Genomic DNA, 20,913 nt, shown 5'->3' on the forward strand with positions numbered 1-20,913 from the left:
GGAATCACAATGAAAGATACTGCAATTTTTGCCGGTGGCTGCTTCTGGTGTATGGTCAAACCTTTCGATTCTTTACCAGGAATTCTTTCGGTAGTCTCAGGTTTTACCGGTGGACATGTCCCTCATCCTACCTATCAAGAAGTAACAACTGGAACCACAGGACATACAGAAGCCGTAGAAATCACTTTCGATCCTGAACAAATAACGTATGAAGAACTCGTGGCTATCTATTGGCAACAAACCGATCCTACAGATGCCTTTGGTCAGTTCGCAGACCGTGGGGACTCTTACCGTCCAGTCATCTATTACAATAGTGAAGAACAACGAAAAATCGCAGAAGCTTCAAAAGCCGCTTTGCAAGCAAGCGGTCGCTTTACAGATCCAATCGTGACAACAATCGAACCTGCTGAACCTTTCTATCCAGCAGAAGACTATCATCAAGATTTCTATAAGAAAAATACGGCGCATTACAACGCCTACCGTGAAGGTTCAGGACGAGCTGGTTTCATCCGTCAAAACTGGACATAACCTATTTTGAGAAGCGGCAGTTTGAATATTCCTTTAGTTTTCTGAGATAGAAATAGTACTGTTGTCTCGCCCAACAACTGACCCTCAAAAGGAGAGGATCTTCGCAAAACAGTCTTGATTATACGAAGACTAGCAAGAACAAACTCTCCTTTGTTAGGGTCTTTTTTTATGTCCTCTTTACGCCTGCTTGCGCCGATTGGCTTTGGCCTGGCTGATCTGAACAAAACTGCTCAAAAGAAAAATTGACAGCAGGCGCTATTCCACGTTACACTAATTAGAAAATTCTGACGATTGCAAAGGAGTGTTGTGTTATGTTAGCCAATGAAGTCCGCCCTGGACCAAACCGGTATATTACTGGTGAAGGAGTTCTTTTTGATCTACCAGAGTATCTCAATGATTTTGATCAGGTTGCTGTCATTACTGGCGATCAATCATTTGACGTTTTTAAAACCTATTATCCGCATCCATTTGACTATCCTGTTTATCGCTATGATGGCTCCTCAAGTTATGAGAATGCTCAGGAGTTAGCGGATAAGATCAAACACGCAGATGTCCTGCTTGCGATCGGTGGTGGTCGTGTCGCAGATACCGCAAAAATTACTGCAGAAAGAATGGGAGCGGAGCTGATCGTCATCCCTACATTGGTTTCCAACTGTGCACCCTTTACTCCTGTGATTGTCGCCTATTACCCAGACCACACAATCTGCAAGATCGATTACGCCAAAAAAGGGGCTTATATGACGATCGTCGATACTCGATTCTTGCTAGCAACACCCGTGGATTATTTCATTGCAGGCATCGCAGACACGCTAGCCAAGTATTATGAAATGGAAGCCATTGTACGCACGATGGCAGAAGAAGATAAAACAGCCTTGGTTCGGCTCGGTTTTCAAAGTGCAAAACTAATCAAAGAACTCTTGATCGCAGATGCCATCCAAGCAGTCACTGATTTAGAAGCCGGGCGCTTGACGCCAGCTTTTGCGCGAATCACAGATGCCATCATCGCTTTAGCAGGAGAAGTTGGTGGATTTGCTGTAGAGTTTGGCAGAACTTCTGGCGCCCACGCATTACATGACGGCTTATCTTATCTGAGCGAAACCCACAGTGTCCTCCATGGCAATAAAGTGGCCTACTGCATCTGGGTACAGCTTGCCTACACCAACGATTTTGCTGTTATCGAGGAACTGCGTCCTTTCTACGAAGCATTGCACTTACCTATGAAACTAAAAGACTTGCATGTCACTCGTGTGGATCGCGCTTATTTTGCGCCTGTTTTGACTTATGCCGTTAAAGAAGAAGAAACATTTGTCCTGATCGACCCTATGATCACTCCAGAAAAAGTCTTTCGCGCAATCGAAGCGGTGGAAGCACTCTAACTAACCGATCTCTTCAAAAAAACTGTATGCCCGATACGTCTGTTGGGCTTACAGTTTTTTGTCCGACTCACCGCTATCTTCTAGTGCTCTCTCAATGACAGGCTACCGTCTTCTCTGTTCCAGTGATTGTTTTGCGGCGCTATCTCATATTTTTGCAGAACGTTTCTTTGATGATATTGGCTGCTACTTACTTTCAATCTTGCTTTCTTTTGAAACTGCTTGGTTCTTTGGTATACTGTGGGTAGTTTATTTAGTGAGGAGACTAGTTATGAATTTCACGCGGTTTGCTCGTCTGACACAACGCAAAAGCAAATATTTTATTGCCCAAAATGTTTCTTCGATCCAAGTGATCGTTTTTTACTATATCCTGATGACGATTATTTCCTTAGGTTTATTTTACCTTCCCTTTTTTCGTGAACCTCGTTCTCATGCTTCCTTCATCGATATGTTTTTTATGGCAGTCAGCACGGTCAGTGTCACCGGATTGACGACATTCCCTATCGATGATGTGTTCAATGATCGCGGTGTAGTGCTTCTTGAAGTTCTTTTTCAAGTGGGTGGACTAGGGATTATGATGATCTCCACTTTCTTTGCGATCGTTTCTCGGAGAAAGATCTCATTGAAGCAGCGTCAGTTGATTATGACGGATATGAATCAGCCAAAGCTAAGCGGAATCGTGCGGATGATTCGAATCACGTTTACGATCATCTTACTTTGCCAAGCCATCTCTGGCGCTATTTTTTCTATTTATTTTTATTTTAATGGCTATTATGACAATTGGCGGGATGCCCTATTTTATGGTTTTTACCAAGCTATTTCCGCGGTCACAAACTCTGGTTTTGACGTGACAGGAAATTCCATTTTACCTTTCGCACATGATTATTTCTTTTTGTTTTGTATCATGTTTTTGATTTTTATCGGTGGGATTGGGTTTCCAGTGATTATGGATTTCCGAGAATGGGCCCTCTTCAAGCTGAAAAAAAATCGCCGACAACTGCCTTTTCGCTTTTCATTGTTTACAAAAATCGCGATGTTGGCTTTTGTGATTTTGTTTATCGGTGGAACGATCGCCATTTATTTCCTAGAGAAAGACCATCTGTTCAAAGATTACGGCTTCAGCAGCACCTGGATCAACAGTATGTTTTATTCCATGACTACCCGTAATGCTGGACTGCAGATCCATGATTTAGGGAACTTTCAGACCACGACATTGATCGTTTTTTCGTTACTAATGTTTATCGGTTGCAGCCCAAGTTCAGTCGGTGGCGGGATTCGTACGACAACGATCGCCATTATTGGTCTTTATCTTTATGCCTTCTTAAAGAGTGAAGACAATATCAACATATTTGGCCGACGGATCGATGAAGACGATGTGCGTAAGTCGGTTGTTGTCTTCATGTTATCCTTAGGAATGTGCTTTTTCTGCGTATTATTTTTGACCGCCACTGAAGATATCCCGTTGATCGCCATCATTGTCGAAGTAGCTTCTGCGTTTGGGACCACCGGTTTATCGTTAGGGATCACCGATGATCTCTCAAGTGTGGGTAAGTTAGTGATAGCCTTACTGATGTTCATTGGACGTGTAGGTATGCTTTATACGTTGTTGTTGTTTGTGCCAAAAGAAACCCGAGATTTAGGTTATGAATACCCAACCGAGAAGATTATTATTGGTTAAACAGCCAGTAAAATGGCGCTATTGAAGGTTCTAAGCGTTGTATCTTAAAGTCGCGAGCCTTCCACAAGCGTTTTGAAGCGGCAGAGACATCTTGTTTGTAACGAATGTCTCTGCCTTTTTTGGTTCAATAAACTGAACTCTTTGCAGAAACTTAAAGAAATCGAAAAGCCGTTTAACCTTTTTTAGAACATATGGTATGATAAATTGAATTTAAACTAAAAAGACAATCATCTCGTTTGGAGGTTCAACTATGGGGTTAAGAAGTCAACTGGCTGTCACAGTCGGTAAGACCTCTCAGTGGGTATTAAAAAACTTTTTTAAAGGCGGATCAAGTCTGCCTGGGAAAATAGCATTAAAAATCGATCCGCATATTTTAGATTATCTAGCAAAAGATTATCAAGTTGTCGTTATCACTGGTACGAACGGAAAAACCTTGACTACTGCACTGACGGTGAATATTTTACGGCAAGAATTTGATGATGTGCTGACAAATCCAACAGGTGCCAATATGGTCCAAGGAATCGTTTCTACTTTCTTATCTGCCAAACCAAAAGGCGGCAAAAAGTTTGCAGTACTAGAGATCGATGAAGCTAGTCTTAGCAAAGTAACGAAGTATATCAAACCTGAACTATTTGTCTTCACGAATATTTTTCGCGATCAGATGGACCGTTATGGTGAAATCTATACAACATATAAAATGATCGTTGAAGGAGCAGCAAATTCACCGGCGGCCACAATTCTATGTAATGGTGATTCCCCGTTGTTCAATTCTGTCACTACTGTTAATCCAAGAAAGTATTATGGCTTTGATCACTTACCTGATCAGGAGCAGATGGCCCATTACAATACAGACGGGGTTCTTTGTCCAGAATGCCACCACATCTTACATTACCAAATGATTACCTATGCGAATCTAGGCAAATACTATTGTCCAAACTGCGGATTCAAACGTCCAGAACTAGACTACAAACTGACAGCCATCACAGCAATGGACAATACTTCTGCTGATTTTGTCATTGATGGGAATTCATATGGAATCGAAGTTGGCGGCATGTACAATGTCTATAACGCATTGGCAGCGACCGCTGTAGCGGAATATTATCAAGTCGCACCTGAAAAAATCAGAGCTGGATTGGCCTATGATGAAAAAGTCTTTGGCCGTCAAGAAGTCATTACCATCGATGGCAAAGAGTGTACACTCGTGTTAGTCAAAAATCCGGTAGGACTGAATCAAGTGATCGATATGATCGGCTTATCTCCGTATCCTTTTTCTCTCGTCAGTCTCTTGAATGCAAATTATGCGGACGGCATTGATGTTAGCTGGATCTGGGATGGAAATCATGAAGCATTTGCCGAAATGGCGATTCCTCAAGTCATTGCTGGCGGCGACCGCCATCAAGATATGGCGCTGCGTTTAAAAGTAGCGGGAATTCCCGAAGAAAAGATCACCGAAACAAAAGACCTTGATGAGGTCATTAAAGATATCGCCAATCTACCAACTGAAAAAGTCTATATCTTAGCAACCTATACTGCTGTTTTGCAACTACGCAAAAAATTGGCAGAAAAAGGCTATATCAAAGGGGGGATGGATCGTGGCTAATTATCGTTTGAATGTTGCTCATCTTTACGGGAATTTGCTGAACACCTACGGGGATAATGGCAATTTGTTGATGTTGCGTTATGTAGCCGAAAAAATGGGTGTAGAATTCATTTCGGAAGTCGTCAGCATCCATGAACCATTTGATCCGAAGAAGTATGACTTAGTCTTTTTTGGCGGCGGACAGGATTTTGAACAGCTGATCGTTTCTGAAGATATCCAAACAAAAAAAGAAGCATTGACGGAATACATCGAGAACGATGGAGTCATGTTGGCCATTTGTGGCGGGTATCAGTTGTTAGGTCATTACTACATGGGAGCTAACGGAGAGAAAATCAAAGGAATTAGCGCATTGGATCATTACACATTGAGTCAAGAAAACAATCGCTTCATCGGAGATATCGTTATCCATAATGAAGAATTCGATGAGACCTACTATGGTTTTGAAAATCACAATGGTCGGACGTTTCTTGGCAAAGGTGAGAAACCACTAGGTAAAGTCGTAGAAGGGCAGGGAAACAATGGCGAGGACCAAACAGAAGGCGTGGTCTACCGCAATGTTTTTGGTTCCTATTTCCATGGTCCACTGCTTGCCCGGAATGAACATTTGGCAGAACGCTTAATACGCACTGCCTTAAAAAACCGCTATGGTTCGATTGACATTTGATCAAAATAAAAAGGATGAAATCAGAAATTCGTTTCTGGTCTCATCCTTTTTTTAATCGATTGTCTGCTTCCTGAATCTCTAGCCGATTCAAGAGATAGCAAGCGAATAATCGAAGTCGTCTTCTCTATTCTTGGTTATTCAAAAACCACACAGATACCAAAATGATCGCTGACTATCGGCAGCCGCTGACCGTCAAAGACCACTTCATACTCTACGGGCTGTTCATTCTGTGAGGCAAAGACATAATCGATACGCAAGGCTGTCTGATTGTCTTGCCAGCCATCGATTGCTTTAACAACCGAAGCCTCACCGATCGTTTTTGTTGCGGCAAGAAAACTATCCTGCAGCTGCAATGAACTGTTTTTAACCAGCTGATAACCCAAGCTGTCTGCCTCATTATTGAAATCACCTAAAAGCAAGAGCGATGCTGCTTGCTCAGTCAAAAACGCTTCGGTTTGCTGCCATTCATAGGCAAACTTGCCGTCATTCCACCAAGAAAAATGGCAGCTTAACACTTGGATCATTTTGCCGTCTACTTCTGTGAGACCGCTAAGATTTTTTCGCGTAGTATGGTCCCAGACATCGGTTGTCTCAGAAGCCAAATATTCTTTGGCAATGATTGGATTTTTGGACAGTAAGGCATTCCCTTCATGATAGACATCATAACCCACATGACTGTAAGTCCATGACCAATAATAATCGTGATCCAGAATCTGCAGTTCTTCTACTAAGCGCAAAGCAAAATTGTCTTCTTTGATCTCAAGGATCGCCTCTGTCGGACAATAAAGACCATCCGGAACGATCGTTGTAGCAGCAATCGATTGATTGACTTCTTGCAATGCAATCAAATCATAATCTCCTGCTGCGATTTCTTGTGCGATCACTTTTAATTTTGCTTCTTGATCGTCTTCTAACCAGCTATGGGTGTTTAATGTTAAAACTTTCATGAATAACGCTCCTCTGCGTTTGATTATCTTCTTTCAAAATGTAAATAAAAGAACGGAGCTGTGCCATAAGTATGAACCAGACGAAACTATCCGCACTGTATGAGATCAGCTGTACTTCTCGTGAATTGCGACGAGAAACTACCAGACTGTAGCAACCCCACGATCGTTTGGATATTCAGTTTGGTAAAATACTTATGGCACAGCTCTTAGTCATTTTATTATAGTTTGACGATTCCAACAACTGCTGCAGCTTTTTGCTGACCAGTTTGGGACAATTCAAAGGAATCGATTTGATCGGTATTTGTCATTACTACAACGATCGTTGTATCCTTACCCGCTTCTTTGATAGCTGCGAGATCCATTAAAGCCAACGGGTCACCTTTTGTGACTTGCTGCCCTTCTGTGACAGAAACTGTGAATGGTGCCCCTTGAAGTTCAACAGTATCCAAGCCCATATGAACCAATACTTCGACTCCTTCATCAGATAGCAACCCAATCGCATGTTTCGTAGGAAAAACATTCGTCACTTTCCCAGAAACAGGTGAATACACCTGCGTGTTATCGGGAATCACGCCAAATCCGTCCCCCATCATTTTCTCTGCAAAGACTTGATCACTGACCTCCGTGATCGGAATCACTTGCCCATCGGCTACTGAAACAACCTCAGCGGTTATCCCTTGGCTTTCGTGATTCGTCTCATTAGTGACTTCTTTTATGACTGCTTCAGGAATCGCCACACCGGAATCCAAGATATCCTGGATGTCTGATTTAAGTACATCGGCTTTAGGACCATATACCGCTTGCACTCCGTTATCTTTTACGATCAAACCTAATGCGCCAGCACCTTTCCAAGACTTTTCGTCTCCTACTGAGCTAGGGTCTTTGACAGAGACCCTTAAGCGAGTCATACATGCATCTACATCGCGGATGTTTTCACGTCCTCCCAACAGATGAATGATCTTAACCACTTGAGAGTTTGGATCTAACGTTCCGTCAGAGGCAGTTGTTGCTACGTTTTCGTCAGCTCCTTCTACTTCGTAGTTGCCGTTGCGTCCGGGCGTCGCAAAGTTGAATTTTTTGATTAAGAAGTTAGCCAAGAAATACATGCCGACCCCAAATGCGATGGTTACTAGGACAAAATTGATCAAGTCCTGACCCAGACCTGCATTGATCGCCATTGGTGTCCGAGTCAATAGTTCGATATTTCCAAAGGAGTGAACACGCAGGTGAACGATATCCGCCATAGCAAATGCTGCCCCTTGAACGACTGCATAAACAACATATAACGGTACAGCCGCAAACATGAACATAAATTCCAATGGCTCTGTCACGCCTGTCAAGAAAACCGCGATGGCAGCGGATAAATACATCGAGGTATATTTATGGCGTTTGTCTGCATCGACATTGCGATACATTGCATAGGCAAGTCCCATCAAAATACCAGAAGAACCGATCATTTGTCCGACTTTGAAACGTGCAGGCACAAAATTCTCTATCAAGAATTGGTATTGTGAAGTATCTCCTGCATTTCGCATATTGACCAAATCAGTTGCCCAAGCTAACCATAGAGGATCTTGACCGAAAACTTGTGTCCCCGCTTGTGCACCAGATAAGATCGTATAGGTGCCTCCCAATTCAGTATAATTGATGGGAATAGTCAGCATGTGATGCAGCCCAAATGGCAATAGTAATCGTTCTAATGTTCCAAACAAGAAAGGTGCTAAAATCGGCGCACTTTCTTGCGATTGTGCGATCCACAAGCCAAAGTTATTGATTCCTGCTTGAATGTAAGGCCAAACGATCGCTAACACGATCGCAACAACCACGGAACGAGCAATTACAACAAACGGGACGAAGCGCTTGCCATTAAAAAACGAAAGCGCATCGGGCAGTTTGCGGAAATTATAGTATTTATTATAAGCAGTCGCACCAACAAACCCGGCGATGATCCCTACAAAAACACCCATGTTCAGTGCCGGAGCTTCTAAGACACTTGTAAAAAAGCCATCCACCATAATTTTCGTACCGAACAATGTATGAGTAAAAGCCCCTTCTTCCGTCAGCATGGCGCTTGTGACCCCGAAGATCGAACCTGTGATTCGATTGATCAATACAAATGCAATCCCCGCAGCGAATGCCCCGCCTGCGCGTTCTTTCGCCCAACTACCACCGATAGCTAATGCAAATAATAAGTGCAGATTCCCAATAATTGCCCAACCAATATTTTCGATCACACCACCGGTCGTTACCAAAAATGCCCAATCGGCATTAATCATGGGGATCGTCTTCCCAATACTGATCATCAATCCGGCGGCAGGCATAACAGCTACCACAACCATTAGTGCTTTTCCGAATTTCTGCCAGAATTCAAAGCTTAGTAATTTTTTCATCCTCTTTCTTCCTCCTCCACCGTTTTACGCAATCGGTTTCTTAATAACCACATTGTAGCGGAGATTGAAAATTTTGTAAACCGAGAAATTTCAATTTACATTCTCCTCAGTCATTAATTTATAAAAATGCGCAAAAACAGCTCTTTGTCACACTTCTATTTAAAAAAGCATAGAAACCAATGATTTACGCTTGACTAACGCAATCGTTTGCATTTATTATAGAGTTATCAAAAAGATTTTGGAGGAAAAACCTATGAAAAAAATCCAGCGTTTGTTCGATATCGATCCTTGGAAAATCGCAACAACTACTTTAAATAAAGAAAATCGCCGACTACAAGAGTCGCTTACAAGTATTGGAAATGGCTACATGGGGATGCGGGGCAATTTTGAAGAACAATATAGTGGCGATCACCATCTAGGGACTTATCTGGCAGGGGTCTGGTATCCAGACAAAACTCGTGTTGGCTGGTGGAAAAATGGCTATCCGGATTATTTTGGAAAAGTGATCAATGCTGTTAACTTCATTGCAATGGATCTTTTCATCAACAATCAGGCTGTTGATCTTGCGAAAATTAGTCCGAGCGATTTTTATATGGAACTGGATATGCAAACAGGAATTTTACGCCGGACATTTACGGTTTCATTAGCTGGCGCAACTGTCAAATTTACTTTTGAGCGCTTTTTAAGTATCGTCAAGCGAGAAATGGCGGTAATCACGATGCAGGCAGAAATCCTTGAAGGATCAGCAGAAATCACAGTCATTTCTAAACTAGACAATAATGTCCGCAATGAAGATAGTAATTACGAAGAACGCTTCTGGGAAGAATTAGACCACGGCAGCTCAGGCAACTATCGTTATCTGACCACCCGTACCATTGAAAACAACTTTGACATTGAGCAATTCACGGTCACTGCCGCAATGCGTCATAGTCAAAAGCCAGCATCCACAGAGACGAGTGAATTGACGATTGCTGACGCGTTTACTTTTACAGGAGAAACAGGAGCTGTCTTTCATTTACAAAAAGACGTGATTATTGTTACCAGTCGTGATGTCAATCCTCATGATCAAGTAACAAAAATTGCAGAGCTTTTCCAAGTGTACAGCGCACCTTACGAAGACTTACGGCAAGAACAAGTCAATGCTTGGAAAGACCGCTGGGCATTAGCTGATGTGATCATTGAAGGCGATGCTGCTGCGCAACAAGGAATTCGTTTCAATTTATTCCAACTCTTCTCGACCTATTATGGAGAAGATGAACGTTTAAATATTGGACCTAAAGGATTTACCGGTGAAAAATACGGTGGCGCTACTTATTGGGATACAGAAGCCTATGCTGTGCCTCTTTATTTGGCATTAGCGAAACCAGAAATCACTCGGAATTTGTTGAAATATCGCCACAATCAATTGACGCAAGCCCATATCAATGCGCAAAAACAAGGCTTGGCTGGCGCGCTTTATCCTATGGTGACATTTACAGGGATCGAATGCCACAATGAATGGGAAATCACCTTTGAAGAGATCCATCGAAATGGTGCAATCGCTTATGCCATCTATAACTACACGAATTACACAGGTGATACGAGCTATCTGAAAAAAGAAGGCTTGGAAGTATTAACGGCCATCGCTCGTTTCTGGGCAGATCGTGTCCATTATTCCAAACGTCAGCAAAAATATATGATCCATGGCGTTACCGGCCCCAACGAATATGAGAATAACATCAATAATAACTGGTATACGAACAAGATGGCTACCTGGGTCTTGAGCTATACTTTACAAAGTTATAAAGAATATGCCACAGAAGCAACCGTAACGATCCCAGAAAAAGAGCAAGACTACTGGCAGGATATCATTGACAATATGTATTTCCCAGAAGATCAAGACTTAGGAATTTTCGTTCAGCACGATACCTTCTTAGACAAAGATTTGATGCCAGTCACTGATTTAGATCCAGAAAACTTGCCATTGAATCAAAATTGGTCATGGGACCGAATCTTGCGCTCTTGCTTTATCAAACAAGCGGATGTCTTACAAGGAATCTATTTCTTTGGGGATCAATTTACAGAAGAGGAAAAACGAAACAACTTTGACTTCTATGAACCAATGACAGTGCACGAGTCTTCCCTGTCTCCTAGTATCCATGCCATCTTAGCAGCCGAGCTGGGAATGGAAGAAAAAGCACTGGAAATGTATGAACGAACGGCTCGGCTAGATTTGGATAACTACAACAATGATACCGACGATGGTTTGCATATCACTTCAATGACTGGCAGCTGGTTAGCGATCGTTCAAGGATTTGCCCAAATGAAGACGGACCATGCCCATCTAGGTTTTGCCCCGTTTCTACCGAAGACTTGGAACAGCTATGCTTTCCATATCAATTATCGCGGACGCTTATTATTCATTTCTGTTAAAGAAGAAACTGTCACACTAAAGAAAATCAGTGGTGAGCCATTGACAGTTCAGCTTTATGGAAAAGAGCATCTGCTGGAAGAAGAAGTCTCAGTAACTATTGCTTAATTATTGATCAGAAACCAAGAAAGAAGAAATGAAGGCATTTCTTCTTTCTTTTCTTTCCGGCTACCAAAATAACACAACTTTATGATACTATAAGCTAAAAAAGGAGGGAAAACAGTGAGCGTAACTGTCAAAGATGTCGCCAAAAAAGCCGGCGTCGCTACTTCAACTGTTTCTCGGGTCGTGAATGATCACCCTAGTATCTCTGAAGACACAAAAAAGAAAGTACGCAAAATCATGGCTGAGATGGGCTACGTGCCAAATTTGGCTGCGCGAAATCTAGGCAAGCAGATTTCAAGCGCTATCGGTGTTATCTTGCCGCCTTTGGATTCAAAGGAACGGCTAGGAAATCCTTTCTATTTAGAAACGATCGAAGCCATCAACGAAGAAGCTCGCCACCACCAAATGACGGTTGCGGTTGCCTCTGCCCGTGATTTTGATACATTATTGAAAAATGTGGAACGTATGCACCTTCAAAAACAAGTGGATGGTTTTATCTTAGTCTATTCCGATGAAAAAGATCCAATCATTGATTATTTAGTTCGTAAAAAAGTTCCTTTCACATTGATTGGACATCCTTACAGCAATGAAGAAAATATCGTTTTTGTTGATAATGACAACCAAATGCTGGGAAAACAAGCGACAGAGTATCTGATCTCCCAAGGACACTCTAAGATATTGTTTGCTACGAATACAACTCACGAAAATCTCTATTTCGAACGTTTCTTTGGCTATCAAAAAGCAATGATGCTAGCCAACCTGCCTTTTTATCCGGCATTGACATTTGAACAGGCAGAAGACTATGTCAATTTCGAGACAACGATCAAAGAGACCGAAGCAACGGCAATCGTAGTAATCGATGATCTTTTTGCAGTTCGGATCATCCAACTAGCAACGATGTTCGGGTATAAAGTTCCGGATGATCTATCTGTGATCAGCTTTAATAACTCGATTTTTGCTACATTGACCCATCCTTACTTGACCAGCATTGACATCAACGTCTTATCCTTAGGAAAAATCGCCACAGAAAGCTTGATGGCACAATTAAACCATGAAGGTTCAAATGCGGTTCAGCTTGTCGTCCCGCATAAGCTGATTAAACGAGAGACTGTCTTGAACCTCAATAACTTAGCATAAATTGCATTGTCTCATGACAAATAAGAAGCAAGAAAGTCCAGAATAACCGGACTCTCTTGCTTCTTATTTGTATTCTTTGCTTTCTAACCGAAACAGGGGACTCATCGGTGTATTTTCGTGGATTCGTTTGACAGCCTCGCCCATCAGTTCTGCACAAGAAAGGTAAGACAACCGTTCTGGATGCCGTTCTTCGGCAGTCCAACAAGAATCTGTGACACAAATGTTTTCGATGACAGATTGATCAAGAATGTCTTTGGCTGGTGGTGACAATAACGCATGAGAGACGCACGCATAAATCTCACTAGCTCCTGCTTCTTTTAGCAAATCTGCTGCCTTTGACAATGTTTTGCCTGTATTCAAAATATCATCTACTAAAATACATTTTTTGCCGGCAACATCTCCGATCACATAGCCACCATCTGCCTCATCTTGATCAACGATCGCAATCGCTGTATCTAAATATTCGGCTAAACTGCGGGTCCGCTGAACTCCGCTATTTTTGGGAGAGACAACGACATATTCGTCTCCGATCATTTTTTTCTCGCGATAATAATGCGCGAAAAGCGGAATCGTAAATAGATTATCAACAGGAATATCAAAGAAGCCTTGCACCTGCACGGCATGCAGATCCAATGTCAAGATCCGTGTCGCCCCAGCTTCCACTAACATATTGGCAATCAATTTTGCCGTGATCGGCTCATGAGGATTTGCCGTCCGGTCTTGTCTTGCATACGCATAGTACGGTAAAACCACATTAATCGTTTTGGCACTTGCACGTTTCATGGCATCGATCATGATCAACAATTCAAGATAGTGATCATTGACTGGTTCATTGGTTGATTGAATGATAAAAATATGATCGCCACGAACACTTTCCTCAATATTGATCGCGATCTCTCCATCACTAAATTGTGTTACTTTTGACTTACCTAACTCTGTACCGAAAACTTTTGCAATTTTCTCGGCTAACGGTCTGTTGCCGTTCAAACTGAAAATCTTCAATGAACTATCTTTATAACTTTCGCCCATGTCTGCCTCCAAGTGAAGTGAATTGTTTCTTTTATTCTAGCACATTATAGGTGCTTTTTTCATTAAATTAATTTAAGGTAACGAGACGGTTCCGTTAATCCAGCTGGCTGGAATCACTTGATTGTAATTCCCCCAGTTGTCATGAACTTTTAGATAACGTCCAGTCTCTGTTTCTAAATAAGCATATGCGACTACCCAGTGATTGCCGTAGGTACTTCCTAAAGGCTTCAAGAGACCAACGATCACCGGTTTGCCTTGATCGATTCGTTTGCAGGCTCGCTGCCAGCCGCCGAAAACTGTGGCACGCCCCCGATAAGGTAGATCAAAATGAGTGAAAAAGCGTGATAGTCCATGAGCCACCTGCCAAGCAATCGTTGGCAATCCATGAGGTTGAATCAAGAGCCGCAAGATGTCAGTCAGTGCGCCCGGCTGCAGCTGATTTTTCCTTCTCACTGTTTTAGGGATGATCTGCTCATCGATATAATCTTGATAATAAGCCAAAAACACGGTGGCAGCATAAGTTCCGCACAAATAGCCGGAAGGTGTTACCCAAGATTTGTAGCGGCGGAATCGTTCTTCTGGTATTCCCTGCCAAGTATCTATGTTCTCTCTTTCTTCCATCGCCATTCCTCCTTACCAAAGTATATCTTAATAGTACCACGGGAATCAGCCGGTTTAGACACTAAGGAACTTTTTCGCTAAGAAAAAAACAAACTTTTTTTGCGTACTGGAAAATTTTGTTCCATAATAGGAGAAAGCATAAAAAGGAGCGAAGCATATGACAACATTATTAAAAGATGATTTTTATGATTATGTGAATGGCGATTGGTTGGAATCAGCGGTGATCCCTGCGGATAAACCGGCAACTGGAGGTTTTCAAGATCTGGTAGACGGAATCGATCAGTTGATGATGGCTGAGTTCAAGAATATGGCGGCAGATCCTTTAGCAATTCCTAAAGGAAAAATGAAAGACGCCGTTGCTTTCTATCGCTTAGCAAGCGATTTTGCTACCCGTGATGAAAACGCAGGTCAAGAAGTTTTGCCGATTTTGGCAAAAATCGAAACCCTTGCGTCTTATGACGAGTTAAATGCACAGCTACCTGAATTCATTCTTAACGGCATCCAACTACCATTTGCTTTCGATATCGACTCCGATATGAAAAACGCGAAAATGAATACACTGTTGGCCTATCCGCCAGCAACGATCTTGCCTGACAAAACATATTATACTGACCACCCGCAGGCAGAAGAGTTACTACAAGTTTTCTTCGACAATGCTGTTGCGCTCTTAACGAAATTAGGGAAATCACAATCCGAAGCAGAGTCGCTGGTAGAACAAACACTGGCTTTTGATAAATTGATTGCTCCTCATGTTCGCAGTGCGGAAGAAAATGCCGATTACAGCAAAAATTACAATCCGCAAAGTCTAGATACCTTTGCACAGCATTCGGCGCAACTCGACTTCAAAAAGACATTAACCGCTTTATTAAATGCCGAACCAGAAGAGCTGATCGTGACTGAGCCTGAGTACTTTGAGGCATTCGATATCATTGTCTCTCCTACCCACTTTGATTTATTGAAAAGCTGGATGATCGTTCATCAAAGTTTGCGCTACACTGGATATCTTAGTGAAGAACTACGCCAACTCGGCGGAGCCTACAATCGGTACCTCTCTGGCGTTGATGAAGCGATGCCTAAAGAAAAAGCCGCCTATTATCTGACGATTGGCCAATTTAGTCAAGTCGTCGGTGATTATTATGGTCGCAAGTATTTTGGTGAAAAAGCAAAAAATGATGTAAAACATATGGTAGAAACGATGATCGGCGTCTATCAAGATCGTTTGACCAGCAATACTTGGCTCAGCGAGCATACCAAACAAAAAGCAATCGTTAAATTAAATAAACTAGGAACCCATGTCGGTTATCCAGACAAAATCCCAGCTATCTATGATCGACTGCACACAGACCCTGATGCATCATTGTTACAAAATGCACTACGTTTTGGACGTATCTTCCGGGAAGATCTTTTTAGCAAATGGCAAAAACCGGTCGATCGCGAGGAGTGGGAAATGTCTGCAGCAACAGTCAATGCCTACTATCATCCTTTCAAGAATGTGATTGTCTTCCCAGCAGCTATTTTACAAGCACCATTTTACAGTCTGTCTCAATCAGCAAGTGCCAATTATGGTGGGATCGGTGCAGTGATCGCTCATGAGATTTCTCATGCTTTTGATAATAACGGAGCCAAATTTGACGAATTCGGCAACCTGAATAATTGGTGGACAGCAGAGGACCTGGCCCATTTTGAGACATTGGCTCAAGAAATGATCAATGAATTCGACGGCTTGCCATTTGCTGGTGGAACGGTCAATGGCACCTTGACAGTATCGGAAAATATTGCCGATGCTGGTGGATTAAGCTGTGCACTAGAAGCAGCAGAAAAAGAAACTGACGTCTCACTAGAAGACTTCTTTATCAATTGGGCAAAAATTTGGCGCACAAAAGCCAAAGAACAATATCAACAGTTGCTGCTAGCCATTGATGTTCATGGCCCTGCCAAGTTACGGGCCAACATCCAAGTTCAAAACATCGATTCCTTCTTCACTACTTTCGGTATTGAACCAGGAGATGGCATGTACCGGGCTCCTGAAGACCGTGTTCAAATCTGGTAAGATACAGCTTGCTACGAGGCATTTGTTACGAACTGTTTGGTTATGAATCATTGGTCCATTTGTTGATGCAACTTTTCTAAAAAAAGAGGATTCACCTCACATCATTAGCCAAAGTAGTTCAGAAATACAATCAGCCGTCACCTTCATCAAAAGATACAATATTAAGACCGCCCCCGAAAAGTTAGCAGCAAACAGCTAACTTTTCGGGGGCGGTGATTTTATTTTCCTAGTGCTTTTTTGATCATTTCGATTAGAGAATCAAATTGGGAATGGTCCTTTACGACTTGGTCAGCATGATGCCGGTTGCTTCTATCTTTCATAAAGTCCATGAGTTGATCTTTATCTTGAATGCCTAGTTTTGTCATCAATGCTTCCACATTTTCAAAATCGGTATACTTTTGCATGAACGTATCATTCAAAATCTTGTCAACATCCAATTCACCGCTTTTATAGGACTGATACAATCCTGTCAATTCACTGAAACTAAACTGTTCTTTTAATTGATCCATAAATCCCATTACACTCAGCTCCTTTTTTTAAAGAATAGTAGCCCCTAATGTCTGCTCAAAGTGGCGCAACGCCCATTCATGACCGACTGGATCGAAACTTGCGACAGCATCTTTGAAAATAAATAATCGATACCCAAGGTTATACGCATCGACAGCCGTATGCAAGATACAGATATCTGTACAGACACCAGTCAAATAAAGTGCAGTAATGCCCCGTTCCCGTAAACGAATGTCAAGATCTGTCCCACTAAACGCCGAGTAGTGGCGCTTATCAATCCAGTAAACATTTTCTTTTTCTTTGTGATCTTCATACACTGCAGCTAGTGTCCCGTAGAGATTCCGTCCCTCTGACCCTGCCAGATTATGAGGAGGAAACAACTGATTTTCTGGATGATAAGGATCTTCTGCTTCATGGCGATCAATGGCAAAGACAACAAAATCCCCTTGATCGATAAATCGTTGGGTATGATCTACTAATGTTGTTTCAATCGCTTGACCCGCTTGACCGGTCGTCAAACGACCAGTATCAGCTACAAAATCGACCGTATAATCAATTGAGAGTAATGCGTTCATTTGTGATCTCCTCCAATTTTATTATTTCAGCTTTTTAACAAAGGCGAGCACCATTTCCGCAGAGCGCTTGCCGGCTTCCAAAATGAATTCGTCAAAGGAAACTGTTGCAGCATGATCCGCAGTGTCACTGATGGCTCTTACGACAAGGAAAGAAATATTGAATTGCTTCGCTGTTTGGGCGATCGCAGCACCTTCCATCTCGCAAGCCAAAGCGTCTGGGAAGTGCCTTAGGATTTCTTGTACTTTACGTCCGTCATTGATAAAGCTGTCCCCTGTTACGATCAAGCCATTTTTTACATTGTGATTCGTTGCTTCTGCGGCTTTGGTCATTTCGCCGATCAAGTAACGACTGGCCTCGAAATACAAAGGCATTCCCCCTGGGAGTTGCCCATATGTATACCCAAATCCAGTAACATCTACATCGAAATAAGCTAGTTTTTCTGAAATCACAAGGTCGCCGACGGCTAAACCAGCACCGATTCCCCCAGCAGATCCAGTATTGATCACCATGTTGACCCCATATTGCTGAATCAGCAAACTTGTTGTCAGTGAAGCGGCAACTTTCCCGATTCCAGATCGAACAACGATCACTTCATGATTGCCGATACTGCCGGAAATAAATAGTGCTCCAGCTCGCTCCCAAGATAAGGGAGCTTCCAATGCTTCCCGCAAGATCTTGATTTCTTCATCCATTGCACCGATAATACCAATTTTCATCTTGTAGCCTCCTGACAATCCTATACATTATATCTTAATAAAAGATCATTTTTTCTCCTTTTATGATAAACTAGTTTTACTCAAAGGAACAGTTTTTTGTCAGACCATTAAGGAGGTTTTTATGTCTGAGATTTTTAATAAAATGGCCGACCATTACGATACACCCCCAAGGATTGCTCTAGCTGAAAAGATTACAGCAGCAGTAAGACCCCAACTGATGAATGCCCGTGAACAAATTCTTATTGATTATGGCGGCGGAACAGGTCTTGTTAGTTTACCGCTGGCCCCTTTAGTCAAGCAACTGCAGATTTGGGATACTGCGGAGGGCATGCTGGCGATCGTTGATCAGAAGGTCACCCAGCAAGGGCTGACAAATGTTTCTGGATCACTCCACGATTTAACGAAGGAGTCCATTCATGAAGAAGCAGATATCGTTCTGTTGTCGCTGGTAATGCTTCATATTCCCGACACAGAACATTTACTGCAGCAACTTTATCAGTTGTTAAAACCCGGCGGACGTTTGTTCATCGTTGATTTCAATAAAAACCAATCCGTCTCACATCCTAAAGTACACAATGGATTTGAGCAAGACACGCTGCTCCAACTAGCAGAATCAGTAGGTTTTGATTCAGTAAGTTATGAAACATTTTTTGAAGGTCCACAGTTGTTTATGGGGCAAGATGCTGCTCTTTTTCTATATAGCGCTGCTAAGCCATCCTAGCCATAAAACAAAAAAACCAGCATGCTGAGCGCTGATGCTCTGCGTGCTGGTTTTTGATTAGATACATGTGCTGATCAACGAATTAAACCCGATTAATCGTGTTCCTTAAAGCAAAAAGATCGCTAATGCAACTACGATCAGCAGCAATGCCACTACCACGATTGCTTTGATCAAAAAAGTATTCAAGTTGCGGGACTTCTGATTTTCTCCTGCTCTCGTTTTAGTGATCGCTTTATTTTTTTTACGGACTTTCCGATAATGATTGTCGATTTGCTTTTCTTTTTGCTTCCACTCTTTGTTTGCTTGCTTAGCAACGATCTTTTGGTTTCGCTCAGAAGCAGCCATTTCTTCTTCACGACGTCGACGCAATTCAGAGCGGGTGATCAGTGGTTCTTTAGGCACGGCTGTTCCTCCGTTTCAATTCTAAAAGTTCCCAAAACTGAATCGCAAAAATCGTTTTTGCATCACAGATCGTTCCATCTGCGATTGCTGCTTTGGCTTCTTTCATTGTCAATTCATACACTTCCAATACTTCATCCTCATCTTGAGGCAGCGGGTTCTCTACTTTTTGTAATTGTTTCGCGTGAAACAAATGCAGCACTTCATTAGCAAAGCCCGGGGAAAGGTACATCGAATGCACATGTTCCAACGTTGATGCTCGGTAGCCGGTTTCCTCTTCTAATTCACGAGCACCAGTCAATTCGGGCTGTGCACCTTCTCCTGGATCGATCTTGCCTGCCGGAATCTCTAAAATGACTTTCTCTAATGGCTTGCGAAACTGGCGGACAAAAATCATTTTATTTTCTTCCGTCACAGCGATCACTGCAACACCGCCTGGATGAAAGACCAACTCTCGTTTGCTAGTACCGCCATTTGGTAATGCGACATCATCAACAACGACATCAATGATTTTTCCATGAAAAATCTCGTTTCTGGCAATCGTTTTTTCTTCAAAATCTTTATAGGTTAACATTTTTTCACCTGACCTTTAACGTCTTTTCTACAAAATACTTTAGCATAGTTTCTCAAAAATATCTCCTTAAGAAAGAGCAAGAAAGATTATGATTTTACTAAATATCGGAAAATCCACCCCAAGTCTGATATTTTTCTACTAGTGAACATGCTAAAATAAGGATGTCGAACAATCCCTATATTACTTGTCCAAAGAATTTTAGGAGGAGGAAAAATGAAAAAAAATATTTGGCTGATCGTTTCTGCGATCGCTGTAATCACACTTTTTGCCTTTATCAGTTCCACAGGCACTGATTTATTTACTGTCTTGTTGCTGATCGTTGGCGCGATTCTGGTATTTATCGGTCTGAAGGGGCGTAAGGTAGAAGCAAATCCCAATGTGTTACCTATACTGACGAAAGAAAAAGAAGCGCATTACTTGAAAAGCGGTATGTCTCCAAGTGAAATCGAACTGTTCCGAGAAACCATGAATCAAACCAAACAACAGATCGAGCATTTACAAAAAAACATCAACCGCAGCAATAAATTAAAAGCGATCGACTTGCGTCATGATGCATTACGCGCTTCGAAAGCACTGTTCAAAGAGTTGGTCAAAGAACCGACGAAATTACATTCGGCGAGTCATTTTCTTTACACCCATTTGCCGAACATGGTTGATTTGACAGACAAATTCATTGAGATCAATGAACATGAGATCAAAAGCCGTGAAACCTATGAAAAAATCGAAGAAAGCACTCAAATCATTGAACAAATGGCCTCGTTGATCGCTAAAGATTATCAGCAGTTTGTGGCAGATGATTTAGATGATCTTGATATCGAGTTATCCATTGCCAAACAAAGCATAAAACGAGATAATGAATAGGGATGGGTTCCTTTGCTCGATCTTCGA

General features: G+C 42.1%; 19 protein-coding genes. 10 read left to right on the top strand and 9 right to left on the bottom strand.

All coding sequences use genetic code 11. From position 1 onward, the window contains the following. Positions 1–9 precede the first annotated feature (9 nt). The 5 genes from msrA (at position 10) to IGJ28_RS01740 (ending at position 5,843) form a co-directional block, all read left to right on the top strand. Entirely contained in the window at positions 10–528 is a 519-nt protein-coding gene (msrA, locus tag IGJ28_RS01720) for a peptide-methionine (S)-S-oxide reductase MsrA (RefSeq protein ID WP_003128511.1), read from the top strand. Positions 529–839: 311 nt separating this feature from the next. Further along, the gene (locus tag IGJ28_RS01725; RefSeq protein ID WP_195957541.1) at positions 840–1,904 is read left to right on the top strand and encodes an iron-containing alcohol dehydrogenase family protein; all 1,065 of its coding nucleotides are present in this window, start codon (positions 840–842) and stop codon (positions 1,902–1,904) included. Positions 1,905–2,172: 268 nt separating this feature from the next. Continuing rightward, positions 2,173–3,579, top strand: coding sequence for a TrkH family potassium uptake protein (locus tag IGJ28_RS01730; protein ID WP_252712280.1), 1,407 nt, complete (start codon positions 2,173–2,175; stop codon positions 3,577–3,579). Positions 3,580–3,829: 250 nt separating this feature from the next. Beyond that, the gene (locus IGJ28_RS01735; RefSeq protein ID WP_081131416.1) at positions 3,830–5,179 is read left to right on the top strand and encodes a Mur ligase family protein; all 1,350 of its coding nucleotides are present in this window, start codon (positions 3,830–3,832) and stop codon (positions 5,177–5,179) included. Further along, positions 5,172–5,843: a type 1 glutamine amidotransferase gene (locus IGJ28_RS01740; RefSeq protein WP_003128503.1), complete on the top strand. Its 672-nt coding sequence runs from the start codon at positions 5,172–5,174 to the stop codon at positions 5,841–5,843. The genes IGJ28_RS01735 and IGJ28_RS01740 overlap by 8 nt, the downstream gene beginning before the upstream one ends. A 134-nt stretch (positions 5,844–5,977) precedes the next feature. On the opposite strand, the gene IGJ28_RS01745 is transcribed toward IGJ28_RS01740, so the two are convergent. Continuing rightward, positions 5,978–6,790: an endonuclease/exonuclease/phosphatase family protein gene (locus IGJ28_RS01745; protein ID WP_252712279.1), complete on the bottom strand. Its 813-nt coding sequence runs from the start codon at positions 6,788–6,790 to the stop codon at positions 5,978–5,980. Between the two features lie 218 nt (positions 6,791–7,008). Continuing rightward, positions 7,009–9,180 carry a PTS transporter subunit IIBC gene (locus tag IGJ28_RS01750; protein WP_005472822.1) on the bottom strand — a complete coding sequence of 724 codons (2,172 nt, stop codon included), beginning with the start codon at positions 9,178–9,180 and terminating at the stop codon, positions 7,009–7,011. 253 nt (positions 9,181–9,433) lie between these two features. Here IGJ28_RS01750 and IGJ28_RS01755 point away from each other — a divergent pair, with 253 nt between their 5' ends. Next, positions 9,434–11,698, top strand: coding sequence for a glycoside hydrolase family 65 protein (locus tag IGJ28_RS01755; protein WP_438845107.1), 2,265 nt, complete (start codon positions 9,434–9,436; stop codon positions 11,696–11,698). Positions 11,699–11,812: 114 nt separating this feature from the next. Further along, positions 11,813–12,832 carry a LacI family DNA-binding transcriptional regulator gene (locus IGJ28_RS01760; RefSeq protein WP_081131419.1) on the top strand — a complete coding sequence of 340 codons (1,020 nt, stop codon included), beginning with the start codon at positions 11,813–11,815 and terminating at the stop codon, positions 12,830–12,832. 63 nt (positions 12,833–12,895) lie between these two features. Here the strand turns inward: IGJ28_RS01760 and IGJ28_RS01765 are convergent, their stop codons facing one another. Continuing rightward, entirely contained in the window at positions 12,896–13,861 is a 966-nt protein-coding gene (locus tag IGJ28_RS01765; RefSeq protein WP_005472824.1) for a ribose-phosphate diphosphokinase, read from the bottom strand. Positions 13,862–13,933: 72 nt separating this feature from the next. Further along, positions 13,934–14,482 (bottom strand): C39 family peptidase, encoded by a 549-nt coding sequence (locus IGJ28_RS01770; protein WP_005472825.1) that lies wholly within the window; start codon positions 14,480–14,482, stop codon positions 13,934–13,936. A 157-nt stretch (positions 14,483–14,639) separates the two neighbouring features. Here IGJ28_RS01770 and IGJ28_RS01775 point away from each other — a divergent pair, with 157 nt between their 5' ends. Further along, positions 14,640–16,532 (top strand): M13 family metallopeptidase, encoded by a 1,893-nt coding sequence (locus tag IGJ28_RS01775; RefSeq protein WP_252712277.1) that lies wholly within the window; start codon positions 14,640–14,642, stop codon positions 16,530–16,532. 218 nt (positions 16,533–16,750) lie between these two features. Here IGJ28_RS01775 and IGJ28_RS01780 read toward each other — a convergent pair whose 3' ends face one another. From IGJ28_RS01780 to IGJ28_RS01790, 3 genes are read right to left on the bottom strand one after another with little or no spacing between them, the layout of a single operon-like run. Beyond that, on the bottom strand, positions 16,751–17,050 hold the full coding sequence (locus IGJ28_RS01780; RefSeq protein ID WP_081131421.1) for a hypothetical protein: 300 nt from the start codon (positions 17,048–17,050) through the stop codon (positions 16,751–16,753). 18 nt (positions 17,051–17,068) lie between these two features. Beyond that, entirely contained in the window at positions 17,069–17,614 is a 546-nt protein-coding gene (locus tag IGJ28_RS01785) for a cysteine hydrolase family protein (protein WP_003128491.1), read from the bottom strand. A 21-nt stretch (positions 17,615–17,635) separates the two neighbouring features. Then, entirely contained in the window at positions 17,636–18,331 is a 696-nt protein-coding gene (locus IGJ28_RS01790) for a 5'-methylthioadenosine/adenosylhomocysteine nucleosidase (RefSeq protein ID WP_252712276.1), read from the bottom strand. A 106-nt stretch (positions 18,332–18,437) separates the two neighbouring features. Between IGJ28_RS01790 and IGJ28_RS01795 the strand changes: the two genes are divergently transcribed. Then, complete coding sequence (locus IGJ28_RS01795; RefSeq protein ID WP_257602617.1) at positions 18,438–19,052, top strand: class I SAM-dependent methyltransferase; 615 nt, start codon at positions 18,438–18,440, stop codon at positions 19,050–19,052. 105 nt (positions 19,053–19,157) lie between these two features. Here the strand turns inward: IGJ28_RS01795 and macP are convergent, their stop codons facing one another. Next, positions 19,158–19,454: a cell wall synthase accessory phosphoprotein MacP gene (macP, locus tag IGJ28_RS01800; protein WP_003128486.1), complete on the bottom strand. Its 297-nt coding sequence runs from the start codon at positions 19,452–19,454 to the stop codon at positions 19,158–19,160. Continuing rightward, complete coding sequence (locus IGJ28_RS01805) at positions 19,447–20,025, bottom strand: NUDIX hydrolase (RefSeq protein ID WP_081131423.1); 579 nt, start codon at positions 20,023–20,025, stop codon at positions 19,447–19,449. Before IGJ28_RS01805 ends, macP begins: the two co-directional genes overlap by 8 nt. 213 nt (positions 20,026–20,238) lie before the next feature. Here IGJ28_RS01805 and IGJ28_RS01810 point away from each other — a divergent pair, with 213 nt between their 5' ends. Further along, positions 20,239–20,886 carry a 5-bromo-4-chloroindolyl phosphate hydrolysis family protein gene (locus tag IGJ28_RS01810; RefSeq protein ID WP_003128484.1) on the top strand — a complete coding sequence of 216 codons (648 nt, stop codon included), beginning with the start codon at positions 20,239–20,241 and terminating at the stop codon, positions 20,884–20,886. Positions 20,887–20,913: the final 27 nt, after the last annotated feature.

This window comes from Enterococcus sp. AZ091 (genome assembly GCF_051714805.1).
GTDB lineage: Bacteria > Bacillota > Bacilli > Lactobacillales > Enterococcaceae > Enterococcus_D > Enterococcus_D gallinarum.

Coding starts and splice junctions, on each gene's coding strand:
- IGJ28_RS01755 (WP_438845107.1), top strand. CDS start 9,434: ATGAAAAAAATCCAGCGTTTGTTCGATATCGATCCTTGGAAAATCGCA.
- IGJ28_RS01810 (WP_003128484.1), top strand. CDS start 20,239: ATGAAAAAAAATATTTGGCTGATCGTTTCTGCGATCGCTGTAATCACA.
- IGJ28_RS01725 (WP_195957541.1), top strand. CDS start 840: ATGTTAGCCAATGAAGTCCGCCCTGGACCAAACCGGTATATTACTGGT.
- IGJ28_RS01735 (WP_081131416.1), top strand. CDS start 3,830: ATGGGGTTAAGAAGTCAACTGGCTGTCACAGTCGGTAAGACCTCTCAG.
- IGJ28_RS01785 (WP_003128491.1), bottom strand. CDS start 17,614: ATGAACGCATTACTCTCAATTGATTATACGGTCGATTTTGTAGCTGAT.
- IGJ28_RS01770 (WP_005472825.1), bottom strand. CDS start 14,482: ATGGAAGAAAGAGAGAACATAGATACTTGGCAGGGAATACCAGAAGAA.
- IGJ28_RS01805 (WP_081131423.1), bottom strand. CDS start 20,025: ATGTTAACCTATAAAGATTTTGAAGAAAAAACGATTGCCAGAAACGAG.
- IGJ28_RS01775 (WP_252712277.1), top strand. CDS start 14,640: ATGACAACATTATTAAAAGATGATTTTTATGATTATGTGAATGGCGAT.
- IGJ28_RS01790 (WP_252712276.1), bottom strand. CDS start 18,331: ATGAAAATTGGTATTATCGGTGCAATGGATGAAGAAATCAAGATCTTG.
- msrA (WP_003128511.1), top strand. CDS start 10: ATGAAAGATACTGCAATTTTTGCCGGTGGCTGCTTCTGGTGTATGGTC.
- IGJ28_RS01750 (WP_005472822.1), bottom strand. CDS start 9,180: ATGAAAAAATTACTAAGCTTTGAATTCTGGCAGAAATTCGGAAAAGCA.
- IGJ28_RS01780 (WP_081131421.1), bottom strand. CDS start 17,050: ATGGGATTTATGGATCAATTAAAAGAACAGTTTAGTTTCAGTGAATTG.
- IGJ28_RS01730 (WP_252712280.1), top strand. CDS start 2,173: ATGAATTTCACGCGGTTTGCTCGTCTGACACAACGCAAAAGCAAATAT.
- IGJ28_RS01745 (WP_252712279.1), bottom strand. CDS start 6,790: ATGAAAGTTTTAACATTAAACACCCATAGCTGGTTAGAAGACGATCAA.
- IGJ28_RS01765 (WP_005472824.1), bottom strand. CDS start 13,861: ATGGGCGAAAGTTATAAAGATAGTTCATTGAAGATTTTCAGTTTGAAC.